This is a genomic window from Shinella sp. 838 (assembly GCF_029623935.1).
Taxonomy (GTDB): Bacteria; Pseudomonadota; Alphaproteobacteria; order Rhizobiales; family Rhizobiaceae; genus Shinella.
On sequence record NZ_JARSBQ010000018.1, the window covers coordinates 56520 to 69765 of the forward strand.

Genomic DNA, 13246 nt, shown 5'->3' on the forward strand with positions numbered 1-13246 from the left:
ATCGACGGTTCTTGCCTGGGAATATCGGTGCAACACACCCCTTCGCCCCGCTTGCGGGGAGAAGGTGCCGGCAGGCGGATACGGGGCGCTTATGCCGTCTCGTTCATCTCCGCATGCCCCGTCTGGATGTTCCATAGCGTGCGATAGAGCCCCGGCCGTTCCACAAGCTCGTCGTGCGCGCCCGACTGGATGACCCGCCCGGCCTCCATGACGTGGATCGCATCCGCATGTACCACCGTGCTCAGCCGGTGCGCGACGAGGATCACCGTGCGCTTGCCCTTCATCCTGGCGAGCGAGCGCTGGATCGCCGCTTCCGTCTCGTTGTCGACGGCGCTCGTCGCCTCGTCGAGGATGAGGATCGCCGGATCGATCAGCAGCGCTCGGGCGAGCGCGATGCGCTGACGCTGGCCGCCCGAAAGTTTCTGGCCGTATTCGCCGATCTGGCTTTCGTAACCCTCCGGCAGGTCGCGGATGAAGTTGTCGGCCTCCGCCATGCGCGCCGCGGCTTCCACCTCTTCGCGGCTCGCCTCCGGCCGACCGTAGGCGATATTGTCGGCGATCGAACCGGAAAACAGCGTCACCTCCTGCGGCACCCAGGCCATGCTCGTGCGAAGACATTCGCCGGACCAGTCGGCGAGCGGCACGCCATCAAGGGAAATGCGCCCCCTTTGCGGGCGGATGAAAAGGCCGAGGAGCTTGATAAGGGTCGACTTGCCGCTGCCCGTCGGGCCGACGAGGGCGACTGTCTCGCCCGCCTTGATGGCAAGGTTGATGTCCGTGACGCCGCCGGGGCTCGTCGCATAGCGGAAGCCGACACCGTCGATCTCGAAGCGGCCGGAGACCTTTGCCTCGTGCGTCCCGTGCGGTTCGCCGCGCGGCTCGTCGAGCAGGCGCAGGATGCGCCGCGTCGAGGCCATGGCGCGCTCGTAGAGGTCGGCGATCTCGGCAAGGCCGGTCATCGGCCAGAGCAGGCGCTGGGTGAGGAAGACGAGCAGGCCATAGGCGCCGACCTGCATCTCGCCGTTCAGCGTCAGCCAGCCGCCGATCAGGAAGGTAGCGAGGAAGCCGGACAGGATCGCCATGCGGATGATCGGAATGAAGGCGGAGGAGACGCGAATCGCCGCCCGGTTCGCCTCGACATAGCCACGGCTTTCCACCGTCAGCGTCGCCGTCTCGCGCGCCTCGGCACCGAAGGCGCGGATGGTCTGCAGGCCCTGCAGGTTGGTGGTGAGCCGCGCGCCGAGCCCGCCAGCCCGCGCCCGAACCGCATCGTAGCGCGCCTGCGCGCGGCGCTGGAACCAGAAGGCCCCGGCGATGATCGCCGGCACCGGCGTAAACGCGATGACCGCGATCAGCGGGCTGACGATGAAGAACACCGCGCCGACGAGCAGGACGGCGGCGAAGGTCTGGATCAGCTCGTTCGCCCCGCGGTCGAGGAAGCGTTCCAGCTGGTTGATGTCGTCGTTCAAGACGGCGACGAGATCGCCGGAACGGTTCTCCTCGTAGAAGCTCGTCGGCAGATGCTGGGCATGGTCATAACAGAGGATGCGGAGGCGATGCTGCACGTCCTGCGCCAGCCCCCGCCAGAGGATCTGATAGAAATATTCGAACAGCGATTCGCCGAACCAGATGAGGAAGGTGGCGATGCCAAGCAGGGCGAGCTGGTGTACGGGATCGGTGATGCCGACCTTGGCGACGAAGGAATCCTTCCCGCGCACCACCACGTCGAGGGCGATGCCGATCAGGATTTCCGGCATGACGTCGAAGATCTTGTTGATCACCGACGAGGCGACAGCCCGCACCACACGACCCTTCTCGTCGCTGACGAGCGACAGGAGAACACGCAGTGGATGGCGATTGCCGGAGGGCGGGGGAGCGGACGTCGCGGGAGCGGGCATGGAAAGAACCTGTTGTCGAGGCCTGCCGGTCCACCGGCGGCGTCCCCGCCTCTAGAGCATTTTACGGCCAAGTGGAATCACCGCTCCGCCCGCGTGCGGCTGACGGCAGCACGACGGTGGCATTCTCTTAATCCATTTCGCGAAAAGGCGAGCCGCCTTAACACCGCCTTAAGATCGTGCGCGTCTTGATCGGCTCTCATAGGCGGGGTGCAAGACCCCAGGAACGAACCGGCACCCGGCCGGAACGGAGGCAGGCGTGCAATCCCTATCCGGCGCGGCAGCGCGCTTTCGACTGCTGGCGGCTGCAATGGCCGTGATGCTTCCCGTTCAGGCGAGCGCAGCCTGCCTCAGCGGCGTGAACCTCGCCGGTGCCGAATTCGGCGAGGGGCGCGGCACGTTCGGCAAGGACTACACCTATCCCTCTGCCGAAACGATCGCCTATTTTGCCGGCAAGGGCTTCAACGCCGTGCGCCTTCCCTTCAAGTGGGAACGGCTGCAGCCGCGATTGAACCGCGGCTTCGACAAGGCGGAGCGCAAGCGGCTCGCCGACACCGTCAAGGCATTGCGCGGCGCCGGCATGACCGTCATCCTCGATCCACACAACTATGCCTATTACGGCGACAAGCAGATCGGCTCGCCGGACCTGCCGGACAGCGCCTTCGCCGATTTCTGGCGTCGGCTCGCCGAGGACTACAAGAACGACGGCGGCGTGCAGTTCGGCCTGATGAACGAACCGCACGACGTGCCCGCCACGCAATGGCTCGCCTCCGCCAATGCCGCGATCGCCGCGATCCGCGAGACGGGCGCAAAAAACCTCGTCCTCGTGCCCGGCACGATCTGGACGGGCGCGCACAGCTGGGAAGAGGAGCGCGAGGGCGGCGCCAACGGCACCGTCATGCTCGACGTCAAGGACCCCGCCAACAACCACGTCTACGAGGTCCACCAGTATCTCGACACCGATTTTTCCGGCAAGGCGGATACCTGCACGCGGGCGGACGACGCTGTCGCCGCGCTGGAGCGCTTCACCGACTGGTTGAAGCGTAACAACAAACGCGGTTTCCTCGGAGAGTTCGGCGGCTCGGCGGACAAGACGTGCCTGGACGGACTGGCCCGCATGACGGCGCTGGTCGGCAAGGAGCGTGCAGTCTGGACCGGCTGGGCCTATTGGGCGGCCGGCGACTGGTGGCCGGCAACAGAACCGCTCAACATCCAGCCGACCGCTGACGGCGACCGGGCACAGCTAGCCGCCCTCATCACCGGCGGCGGGCTGCCGGCCAAGCCCGGGGCCTGCCCGGCGCTTCCCTGACATGCCGGTTCCGGCCCCGCGGTGAAGCAGCTGCGCCCTTTGTTTCTGCTCGACTACAAAAAATCATCGATGACTTTCTGCAGTCTCCCCCGATTCAAAAGAAGACGTGCAACGGCCACTGGACAGGGCGACGGGAGAAGGAAAGCCGGCTTCCTTCGAGCGGCAGCCTGTCTTCCGTCACGCGGCCAGCCGTATCCTCCGAACGGGATTGCTCTTCCTTCGGCTGGAAGCCGACGGGATAGAGGTTGAAGTAGCCAAGCGTCACGCCGCCCAGATAGATCATGCGGAAGGCTCCCGTTCTGTTTAACGTCCCGGCCGACATCATGGCAAAATCGTGGCGCCTGTCAATAGTCTATAGAATTAGTGCTCTATTCCGCGCTTGATATGAAGGGCGCCGAGGGGGTACGAGGCGGCCAGACGCCACCGGGAAGATGCCTTGTACACGCTGGACCAGACTGCGCTGTTCGAAGAGGAGATCCGCAAGAGCCGGTTCCGCGCGATCGCCTGTCCCGTCGAGAACGAGGCGGAGGCGAAGGCGCGGCTGGCTGAAGTGTCGGATGCTGCGGCGAACCACAATTGCTGGGCCTTCCGCATCGGCCAGACCTACCGCTTCAGCGACGACGGCGAACCGAGCGGTACGGCCGGAAAGCCGATCCTGCAGGCGATCGACGGCCAGGCGCTCGACCGCACGCTCGTCGTCGTCACGCGCTGGTTCGGCGGCATCCTGCTCGGCAGCGGCGGGCTCATCCGCGCCTATGGCGGCACCGCGGCCGCCTGCCTGCGCGCGGCGGCCAAGACCGAATATGTCGAACGCATCGCGCTCTCCGTCTCGCTCGGCTTTTCCGACCTTGCCCTCGTCAAGGCGCGGCTGTCCGCCCTGGCGGGCCTGGTGATGGACGAGGAGGCCTTTCACGAGAGGGGCGCGCGCCTTTCCTTCCGGGTACCGGTGGAAAAGGCGGACGAGATCGGCCGGATGGTCGCCGACCTGACAAGCGGGCGCGCCGAGATCGACGAATAAACGGTTTGCGCGCAAAAACCGCCGCCTCCATGCATGGACGGGGTTCCCGCACCGGATTCCGCCCTCCGGCCAAAAGAAATCGTCTTCCACATCCCGTCGGCTTCGCAGAACGGTTTGGCGCAGCATGCCCGAGCGGCCGAAAGCCTTCATCCCGCCGGCGAAAAGGGCGCAAAGATGCGCTCCTGCGCGGGTCGCCAGCGACGGTGTGCCGCTATAGGCAAGGTGGTTTTTTCGTTCTATCTACCAGCCCGGACATATTTTTCGCGGGGGCTCCCCTGCGATCCCCGCACGAAAGAGAGGACGATCCCCATGAGCCTTCGCATCAACGACATCGCTCCGGACTTCACCGCCGAGACCACCATCGGCCCGGTCAGCTTCCATGACTGGATCGGTGACGGCTGGGCCGTGCTCTTCTCGCACCCGAAGAACTTCACCCCGGTCTGCACCACCGAGCTCGGCGCTATGGCCGGCGTCGAGGGCGAGTTCCGCAAGCGCGGCGTCAAGATCATCGGCATCTCCGTCGATCCGGTCGACAGCCATGTCAAGTGGAAGGCCGACATACGCACCGCCACGGGCTTCGACGTCGAATACCCGCTGATCGGCGACAAGGACCTGAAGGTGGCCAAGCTCTATGACATGCTGCCCGCCGCCGCCGGCGACACATCGGAAGGCCGCACGCCCGCCGACAACGCCACGGTGCGCTCCGTCTTCGTCATCGGCCCGGACAAGAAGATCAAGCTGATCCTCACCTACCCGATGACGACGGGCCGCAACTTCGCCGAGATCCTGCGCGCGATCGATTCGATCCAGCTCACCAGCAAGCACCAGGTGGCGACGCCTGCCAATTGGCAGCAGGGCGACGACGTCATCATCACCGCGGCCGTTTCCAACGAGGACGCCATCACCCGCTTCGGCGCCTTCGACACCGTCCTGCCCTACCTGCGCAAGACGAAGCAGCCGGCCGCCTGATCGGCCCCGGCCAACATGTGAAATCCCCTCCGCCCTGCCCTCGCGTGGCGGAGGGTGAGCCGGCTTTAGACCGGCTCCCAGCCATCCTTCTCGCTGGCGCGGTAGATGGCGTCGATGAGCCTCTGGTTGAGGCGCGAATTTTCCAGCGACACGACCTCCTCGTCCCCCCCGAGCGCCGCCCGGGTGAAGGCCTCGGCTTCGCGCCTGTACTGGCGGGCATCCTGGAAGCGGAAGAACTGGCTTTCGCTGTGGCTCTGGTTGGTAAGCTCGATCTCCTCCGCCCCGTAACGATCGGCATTGAAGGGCGATTTCACCTCGATGAAGCCCTTGTCGCCGTGGAAGACCATGACCTGACGCTGGGCGAGCTGGGTGGAAACGTAGAAGGAGAGCTCGAAATCGCCGAAATCGGCGCGCACGCTGGAATAGACGTCCGTGCCGAATTCCGGGTCGCGATCGGTGCTCGCCTGCACGCGGACCGGCTCCTTGCCGGTGGAAAAGCGCGTGGTGATGGTCGGGTAGACGCCGATATCGGGCAGGCCGCCGCCGCCGAGCGCCGGCACGTTGCGCATGTTGCCGGGGTCGCGGTTGAAGTAGGTGAAGGCGCCCTGCACGTGGCGCAGCCGGCCGATTGCCCCTTCGGCCAGCAGCGCGCGGACCTTGCGCCAGACGGGGCTGTAGGTGACCATGAAGGCTTCCGAGATCAGCACCTTGTTGCGGTCACGCGCGGCGATGAGCGCATCGATCTCCTCGGCCTTGAGTGCGATCGGCTTCTCGCACAGCACATGTTTCCCCGCATCCGCCGCCTTGATCGACCATTCCACATGCTGGGACGTCGGCAGCGGGATATAGACGGCGTCGATCGTGTCCGAGGCGAGCATCTCCTCGTAGGAGCCGAAGGCATGCGGCACCGAGAAGCGGTCGGCCATGGCGCGGGCCTTGGCGAGGTCGCGGCTGGCAATGGCGGTGATGACGCAGTTTTCCGCATCCTGGATGGCCGGCACGACGAGTTCGCGGCCGATCTTGGCCGTCGACAGGATTCCGAAACGCAGCATGATGATCTCTCCTTGATTGCGACAGGAGACTAGTCGCGAGGTACGTTCCTCGCAAGCCGAGCCGCCCGGCAAAAAGTCGGATCCGCTGCGTGCAAAGGCGCCGGCTGCGCCCTATGTTGCAGGAAGCCTTTTTTCAGCACGCACCCTTTGGAGGACCCCATGCAGCTTCGCGCCCTCGGCAAGACCGGCCTTTCGATCGCTCCTCTCGTCTTCGGCGGCAATGTCTTCGGCTGGACGGCTGACGAGAAGACCTCCTTCGACCTGCTCGACGCCTTCACCGGCGCCGGCTTCAACGCCATCGACACGGCCGACGTCTATTCCCGCTGGGCGCCGGGCAACCAGGGCGGCGAATCCGAGGCGATCATCGGCAAGTGGTTGAAGCGCTCCGGCATCGCCCGCGACAGGGTGGTCGTCATCACCAAGGTCGGTTCCGACATGGGCCAGGGGCGCCGGGACCTGCGCAGGCGCTGGATCGTCGAGGCCGTCGAAAACTCGCTGAAGCGGCTCCAGACCGATCATATCGACCTCTACCTCTCGCACTGGCCGGATCCGGAAACGCCCTATGAGGAAACCCTGGAGGCCCATGCGAGCCTGGTGAAGGCCGGCAAGGTGCGTGCCTTCGGCGCCTCGAACCTCGATGCCGGCCAGTTGCAGGCCTCGTTCGAGGCCGCCGACAAGGCCGGCCTGCCGCGCTATGGCGCGCTGCAGCCGGAATACAATCTCTATGACCGCGCCGGTTTCGAGGGCGCGCTGGCCGACCTCTGCCGGAAAGAGGATCTTGGCGTCATCACCTATTACAGCCTCGCCTCCGGCTTCCTCACCGGCAAGTACCGCACGAAGGCGGACACGGAAGGCAGAACCCGCGGCGAGGGCGTCGTGCACTATCTCGACGACAAGGGCCGGCGCATTCTCGCCGCGCTCGACACGGTAGCCGCCGACACCGGCGCGACACAGGCCGAAATCGCGCTCGCCTGGCTGATGGCCAAGCCCGCCGTCACTGCGCCGATCGCCAGCGCCACCGGCCTCGGCCAGCTCGCAAGCCTGACGAAGGCGGCGACCCTGACGCTGAGCGCGGAGCAGATGGCGGCGCTCGACGCGGCGGGGGCGTGACCCATGGCCATCATCATCCGCGATGCGCTGGAAAGTGACGAAGCCGCCTGGAGAAAGCTCTGGGCCGGCTACCTCGCCTTCTACGAGACCGACGTGCCGGAGGAGGTCACCGCCTTCACCTGGGCCCGCATCCTCGACCCCGGCTCCCGCGTCTCGATGCGCCTTGCCGACGAGGACGGGACGGTGCTGGGTTTTGCCATCCACCACTATCACGATTCCACCTGGGACATCGCACCTGAAGGCTATCTTGAGGACATGTTCGTCGATGAAGACACGCGCGGCAAAGGCATCGGCCGGGCACTGATCAACGATCTCGTCACCATTTCCCGGCGCAACGGCTGGCGCGGGATCTACTGGCACACCCGCCATGACAACGCGCGCGCCCGCAAGCTCTATGACAGCTATGTCGAGACAGACGGGCACATCCGTTACCGGCTGGAGACCTAGAGCTTTCCCGCATTGTCCGATGCCGAAGCAATCCCGCTTCGGCCGGAAACGCTCGAGCATAACCTGCCGAGCCGGGGTCAGCCGCGGAACCGGAAGAAATCGACGAAGGCGCGCAGCGCCGGGCGCATCTGCCGGCGCGAGGGGTAATAGATCGAAAAGCCGTCGAAGGCCGGGCACCAGTCTTCCAGCACCGCGACGAGACGCCCGGCCTCGATATCGTCGGTGACGCGCTGGTCGAAGACATAGGCAAGGCCCGCGCCGTCGATCGCGGCCGCGCGCATCAGCCGCTGATCGGAGACGATCAAAGGGCCGGTAACATCGACCGTCACCAGCCGCCCGCCCTTTTCCAGTTCCCAGCGATAGACCCGTCCGCTGGAAAAGCGCCGCCGGATGCAGCGGTGCTGCATGAGATCGCGCGGCTGGACAGGTTCCGGATGGTTTTCGAAATAGGCAGGCGCGCCGACGATGAGGCCGCGCCAGGGACCGCTCGCCCTCACCGCGATCATGTCGGCCTCCAGATGTTCGCCAAGCCGCAGCCCCGCATCGAACCCCTTCTCGACGATGTCCTCGAAGCGATCGTCGGTCCTCAGGTCCAGCTCGATCTCCGGATAGGCGGCGAGGAAAGCGCCGAGCCGCGGCATGACGATGTCTTCGGCGGCGATCAACGGCATGGTGACGCGCAACGGCCCGGCAGGGCGGCCCTGCCGGTCGGCAAGCGCCTCCATGGCCGAACCGATATCGGAAAGCGCCGGCGCCAGCGTGTCGAGCAGCAGGCGCCCCTCCTCGGTCGGCGCTACCGAGCGGGTGGTGCGCGCAATGAGGCGCACGCCGAGGCTTGCCTCCAGCGCGGAGACCGCATGGCTGACGGCGGAGGGCGCAATGCCGAGTTCACCCGCCGCCTTGCGAAAGCTGCGCGTCTCCGCGACGATGGCGAGCACCGCGAGTTGAGAAAGCTGGGTCCGGTTCATTGTTCCAACAAATAGAACAAGCTGTTGGCTTTTGCAGCAATTTTCCGATGAAGCACCGCGCTCTAGATTGGCCTTGTCCGGATGACGGCAGATCGTTCGCCGTCCGGCCGTGCGGCCCCGCCTCCGGGGTCCAGAGAAAAAGGATTTCGCCATGAAACACAGACAGCTCGGCACGCTCGACGTTTCCGCCCTCGGCCTTGGCTGCATGGGCATGAGCCATGCCTATGGCCCCTCCGGCGACGAGACGGCGGCCATCAACACGCTGCACCGCGCCGTCGATCTCGGCATCACCCTGTTCGACACCGCCGAGGTCTACGGCCCCTACAGAAACGAGATTCTTCTCGGCAAGGCGCTGAAGCCGGTGCGCGACAAGGTGGTGATCGCCACCAAGTTCGGCTTCCGCATCGACCCCGCAAAACCTTCCGCCGAGATGATCACCGGCACGGACAGCCGGCCGGAAAACGTCAGGGCCGTCGCCGAGGCCTCGCTGAAGCGGCTCGGCATCGAGGTCATCGACCTCTACTACCAGCACCGCGTCGACCCGGCGGTACCGATCGAAGAAACGGTGGGCGCCATGGCGGAGCTGGTGCAGGCGGGCAAGGTGAAGGCGCTCGGCCTTTCGGAGGCCGGCAGCGAGACGATCCGCAGGGCCCATGCCGTGCACCCGATTGCCGCCGTCCAGAGCGAATATTCGCTCTGGACCCGCGACGTCGAGGAAAACGGGGTGCTGGAGACCTGCCGCACACTCGGCATCGGCTTCGTGCCCTTCAGCCCGCTCGGCCGCGGTGTGCTCACCGGCGCGCTGAAGAAGCTGGACGGCCTTGCCGACGACGATTTTCGCCGCTCGCTGCCGCGCTTTGCAGCGGAGAATTTCGACGCCAATCTCGCGCTGGTCGCCCTCCTTGAGGAAATGGCGGCGGAAAAGGGCGTCGCCCCGGCGCAGCTGGCACTGGCCTGGGTGCTCGCGCAGGGCGATTTCATCGTGCCGATCCCCGGCGCCAGCAAGGTGCCGCACCTGGAGCAGAACGCTGCCGCCGCCGAGATCGTCCTGACACCGGAGGAAGCCGCCCGCCTCGGCGACCTCCTGTCACCGGCCAAGGTGGCCGGCGGACGCTACTCGCAGCGCATGGCCTCGATGGCCAACCGGTAGCGCGTTCGCAGCCGGGTGACGGCTTTCCCAACGGCAAAGGGTCGCGGGTCACTCCGCGGCCCTTCCTGTCTTTAGCCGGCTTCTTCCACCCTACTGAATGAGGATGGCCCGGAAATCGTTGACATTGGTGCCGGTCGGCCCGGGCACGAAGAGGTCGCCGAGCGTGTCGAAGACGGTCCAGCTGTCGTTGCGGCCGAGAAACTCGGCGGCGTCCTTGCCCTTGTCGGCAAGCCGCGCGACGGTGGTGCCATCGGCGAAAGCGCCGGCATTGTCCTCCGACCCGTCGATCCCGTCCGTATCGGCGGCAAGTGCAAAAAGACCCGGCAGACCATCGATGCCGCAGGCGAAGGACAGAAGGAATTCGCCGTTGCGCCCGCCCTTGCCCTTGCCCTTGATCGTCACGGTCGTCTCGCCGCCCGACAGCACGACGACGGGCTTGCGGAACGGCCGATCGCGGCGAACCACCTCGGCGGCGATCGCCGCATGCACGCGGCCGACCTCGGCCGCCTCGCCCTCGATGGCATCGGAGAGGATGACGGCCTCGACACCCGCCTCGCGCGCCGCTTCGGCGGCGGCTTCCAGCGAGACGGCGGCGGACGCGACGAGCTTCACCTCGTTGCGGGCGAAGGCGGCATCGGATGGCAGCGGCGGCTCGTCCTTGCCATCACGGATGTGGCGCATCACGGCTTCAGGCAGGTCGAGGCGGTAGCGCTCGATGAGGCGCAGCGCATCTGCGCGGGTGGTCTCGTCCGCGATGGTCGGGCCGGAGGCGACGAGGGCAGGGTTGTCGCCGGGAATATCCGACACGACGAGCGAGACGACGCGGGCCGGATGGGCGAGCGCGGCGAGCCGGCCGCCCTTGATGCGCGAGACCTGCTTGCGCACGGCATTCATGGCACTGATCGGGGCACCGGAGGCGAGCAGCGCCTTGTTGACGGCGATCTCGTCGGCAAGCGTCAGGTCGCCGGCCGGCGCCGGCAGCAGGGCCGAGCCGCCGCCGCAGACGAGCGCGACGACGAGGTCGTCCTCCGTCAGGCCACGCACGGCGGCCATCAGCCGGCCGGAGGCGAGAAGCCCGCTGTCATCCGGCACCGGATGGGCAGCCTCGAGGATTTCGATGCGCTCGCAGGCAACCGCGTAGCCGTAGCGCGTGACGACCACGCCGGTGAGCGGTGCGTCCCACAGCCGCTCGAAGGCACGCGCCATCTGCGCCGCGCCCTTGCCGGCGCCGATCACCACCGTGCGGCCCTTCGGCTTTTCCGGCAGATTGGCGGCCAGCACCTTGTCCGGATCGGCGGCGGCGACCGCGACGGAAAAGAGGCTTTCGAGAAAGGCGCGCGGATCGGCGATGGGCGGCATAGGTTCCTCCGGGTCATGCTGCCGCCCGACCACCTCGAACACGAGGGATTCCGGCAGCAGATTCAAAATTCTACAGCGGCCGTCGCCGCGCGCGGGGCGGCAGCGCTTCAGGCCGGGCAGTTAAGCACAGCCCCTCACCCGCCCGCCAGCACCTCCTGATGAAAAAGAGCCGCGGCGAGGGATGAGGGGCTGCGCCTCCTCCTCCAGAAAGGGTGGCCGGGCGGGGCTCCCCTCCCCGCCCGGCCAGGCCGTCATGCGACGGCGTGGTTCGCCATGCGCTCCAGCGCCTTGACGAGACCTGAGTGATCGAGCCCAGCTTCGCCATGGGCGGCGCACTGGTTGAAGAGTTCCTGCGTGGACGCGGTGTTCGGCAGGGCGACGCCGAGTGCCTTGGCTCCTTGCAGCGCCAGGTTCAGGTCCTTCTGGTGCAGCGAGATGCGGAAACCCGGATCGAAGGTGCGCTTGACCATGCGCTCGCCGTGCACTTCGAGAATGCGCGAGGAGGCAAAGCCGCCCATCAGTGCCGAGCGCACGCGCGCCGGATCGGCCCCGGCCTTCGACGCGAAGACGAGGGCTTCGGACACCGCCTCGATGGTCAGTGCGACGATGATCTGGTTGGCGACCTTCGTCACCTGGCCGTCGCCGCAATCGCCGACGAGGGTGATGTTCTTGCCCATCAGCTGGAAGAGCGGCAGCGCCCGGTCGAAGCTCTCCTGCGAACCGCCGGCCATGATGGAGAGCGAGGCGTTCTTGGCGCCAACCTCACCACCCGAGACCGGGCCATCGACAAATTCGGCGCCGGTTGCGCGGATCTTCTTGGCAAATTCCTTGGTGGCGATCGGCGAGATCGAGCTCATGTCGATGACGAGCTTGCCGGTCGCAAGGCCGTAGGAGACGCCGTTCTCGCCGAAGAGCACGTCTTCGACCTCGGGCGTATCGGGCAGCATGAGGATGATCGTGTCGACGGTCTCGGCCAGTACCTTCGGGCTGTCGACGATCTCAAGACCGTTGTCGAGCAGTTCCTGACGCGGCGGGATTGCGAATTTCGAGGTGATGACCGTGTGGCCGGCGTCCTGAAGGTGACGGGCCATGGGGGTGCCCATGATGCCGAGGCCGATAAAACCGATAGTTGCCATGATTTAAACTCCCAGACTTTGAATGCGTTTTGTCTTCAGCGACCGACTTCGGCCAGCCAGCCGAGGCCTTCCTGCGTCGTGGTGCGCGGCTTGTATTCGCAGCCGATCCAGCCGTCATAGCCAAGCGCGTCGAGCGTCTTGAACACGAAGGGATAGGCGATCTCGCCGGTACCCGGTTCGTTGCGGCCCGGATTGTCGGCAAGCTGCACATGGGCGATCTGCGCCTGGTGCTTCTTGAACGTGCCGATCAGCTCACCCTCGGTGCGCTGCTGGTGGTAGAGGTCGTACTGGATGAACAGGTTGTCGCTGCCCACCTCGGCGATGATGGAAGCCGCCTGGTCCGGGGTGTTGAGGTAGAAGCCCGGAATGTCGAAGCGGTTGATCGGCTCGATCAGAAGCCGGATTCCGTGCTTGCCGAGCTCGCCCGCCGCCAGCTTCAGGTTGGCGACGAAGGTGGCGCGCAGCTCCTTGTCCGAAACACCCACCGGGGCGATGCCCGAGAGGCAGTTGACCTGCTTGCAGCCGAGCGCCGTCGCATAGTCGATCGCCGAGGCCACGCCGCGGCGGAACTCGTCGACCCGGTCCGGCAGGACCGCGATGCCGCGCTCGCCGCCGGCCCAGTTGCCGGCCGGCAGGTTGTGCAGCACCTGCGTCAGGCCATGAAGATCGAGCGCCGCACGCAACGCCTCCTTGTCGAAATCGTAGGGGAAGAGATACTCCACCCCTTCGAAGCCGGCCTTTGCGGCCAGCGCGAAGCGCTCGAGGAACGGCGCCTCGTTGAAGAGCATGGTCAGGTTGGCCGCGAATTTGGGCATGGTGTTTTCCTTCTCTTC

At 66.1% G+C, this 13246-nt stretch carries 13 protein-coding genes; 6 read left to right on the forward strand and 7 right to left on the reverse strand.

All coding sequences use genetic code 11. The features are described from left to right. Window positions 1-89: 89 nt before the first annotated feature. Window positions 90-1898, reverse strand: a complete 1809-nt coding sequence (locus P9A16_RS31920) for an ABC transporter ATP-binding protein (protein ID WP_023514545.1) — start codon at window positions 1896-1898, stop codon at window positions 90-92. Between the two features lie 307 nt (window positions 1899-2205). Here P9A16_RS31920 and P9A16_RS31925 point away from each other — a divergent pair, with 307 nt between their 5' ends. Further along, the gene (locus P9A16_RS31925) at window positions 2206-3204 is read left to right on the forward strand and encodes a glycoside hydrolase family 5 protein (RefSeq protein ID WP_023514544.1); all 999 of its coding nucleotides are present in this window, start codon (window positions 2206-2208) and stop codon (window positions 3202-3204) included. A 94-nt stretch (window positions 3205-3298) separates the two neighbouring features. On the opposite strand, the gene P9A16_RS31930 is transcribed toward P9A16_RS31925, so the two are convergent. Continuing rightward, window positions 3299-3487: a hypothetical protein gene (locus tag P9A16_RS31930; RefSeq protein ID WP_023514543.1), complete on the reverse strand. Its 189-nt coding sequence runs from the start codon at window positions 3485-3487 to the stop codon at window positions 3299-3301. Between the two features lie 153 nt (window positions 3488-3640). Here P9A16_RS31930 and P9A16_RS31935 point away from each other — a divergent pair, with 153 nt between their 5' ends. Both P9A16_RS31935 and P9A16_RS31940 read left to right on the forward strand, forming a co-directional pair. Continuing rightward, window positions 3641-4222: an IMPACT family protein gene (locus tag P9A16_RS31935; RefSeq protein ID WP_023514542.1), complete on the forward strand. Its 582-nt coding sequence runs from the start codon at window positions 3641-3643 to the stop codon at window positions 4220-4222. 309 nt (window positions 4223-4531) lie between these two features. Beyond that, on the forward strand, window positions 4532-5191 hold the full coding sequence (locus tag P9A16_RS31940; RefSeq protein ID WP_023514541.1) for a peroxiredoxin: 660 nt from the start codon (window positions 4532-4534) through the stop codon (window positions 5189-5191). A 65-nt stretch (window positions 5192-5256) separates the two neighbouring features. On the opposite strand, the gene P9A16_RS31945 is transcribed toward P9A16_RS31940, so the two are convergent. Further along, on the reverse strand, window positions 5257-6243 hold the full coding sequence (locus P9A16_RS31945; RefSeq protein WP_023514540.1) for a Gfo/Idh/MocA family protein: 987 nt from the start codon (window positions 6241-6243) through the stop codon (window positions 5257-5259). A gap of 159 nt (window positions 6244-6402) precedes the next feature. Between P9A16_RS31945 and P9A16_RS31950 the strand changes: the two genes are divergently transcribed. Beyond that, a complete protein-coding gene (locus tag P9A16_RS31950) occupies window positions 6403-7353 on the forward strand; it encodes an aldo/keto reductase (protein ID WP_023514539.1) in 951 nt (316 codons plus the stop codon). 3 nt (window positions 7354-7356) lie between these two features. Further along, a complete protein-coding gene (locus tag P9A16_RS31955) occupies window positions 7357-7800 on the forward strand; it encodes a GNAT family N-acetyltransferase (RefSeq protein WP_024270464.1) in 444 nt (147 codons plus the stop codon). A 77-nt stretch (window positions 7801-7877) separates the two neighbouring features. Here the strand turns inward: P9A16_RS31955 and P9A16_RS31960 are convergent, their stop codons facing one another. Then, window positions 7878-8768, reverse strand: coding sequence for a LysR family transcriptional regulator (locus tag P9A16_RS31960; protein WP_023514537.1), 891 nt, complete (start codon window positions 8766-8768; stop codon window positions 7878-7880). A gap of 151 nt (window positions 8769-8919) precedes the next feature. Between P9A16_RS31960 and P9A16_RS31965 the strand changes: the two genes are divergently transcribed. Next, window positions 8920-9918, forward strand: coding sequence for an aldo/keto reductase (locus P9A16_RS31965; protein WP_023514536.1), 999 nt, complete (start codon window positions 8920-8922; stop codon window positions 9916-9918). Window positions 9919-10008: 90 nt separating this feature from the next. On the opposite strand, the gene P9A16_RS31970 is transcribed toward P9A16_RS31965, so the two are convergent. The 3 genes from P9A16_RS31970 to hyi form a co-directional block, all read right to left on the reverse strand. Continuing rightward, on the reverse strand, window positions 10009-11277 hold the full coding sequence (locus P9A16_RS31970; protein WP_024270465.1) for a glycerate kinase type-2 family protein: 1269 nt from the start codon (window positions 11275-11277) through the stop codon (window positions 10009-10011). Window positions 11278-11528: 251 nt separating this feature from the next. Then, window positions 11529-12413, reverse strand: a complete 885-nt coding sequence (locus P9A16_RS31975) for a 2-hydroxy-3-oxopropionate reductase (protein WP_023516801.1) — start codon at window positions 12411-12413, stop codon at window positions 11529-11531. A gap of 35 nt (window positions 12414-12448) precedes the next feature. Then, window positions 12449-13228 (reverse strand): hydroxypyruvate isomerase, encoded by a 780-nt coding sequence (gene hyi, locus P9A16_RS31980; RefSeq protein ID WP_023516802.1) that lies wholly within the window; start codon window positions 13226-13228, stop codon window positions 12449-12451. Window positions 13229-13246: the final 18 nt, after the last annotated feature.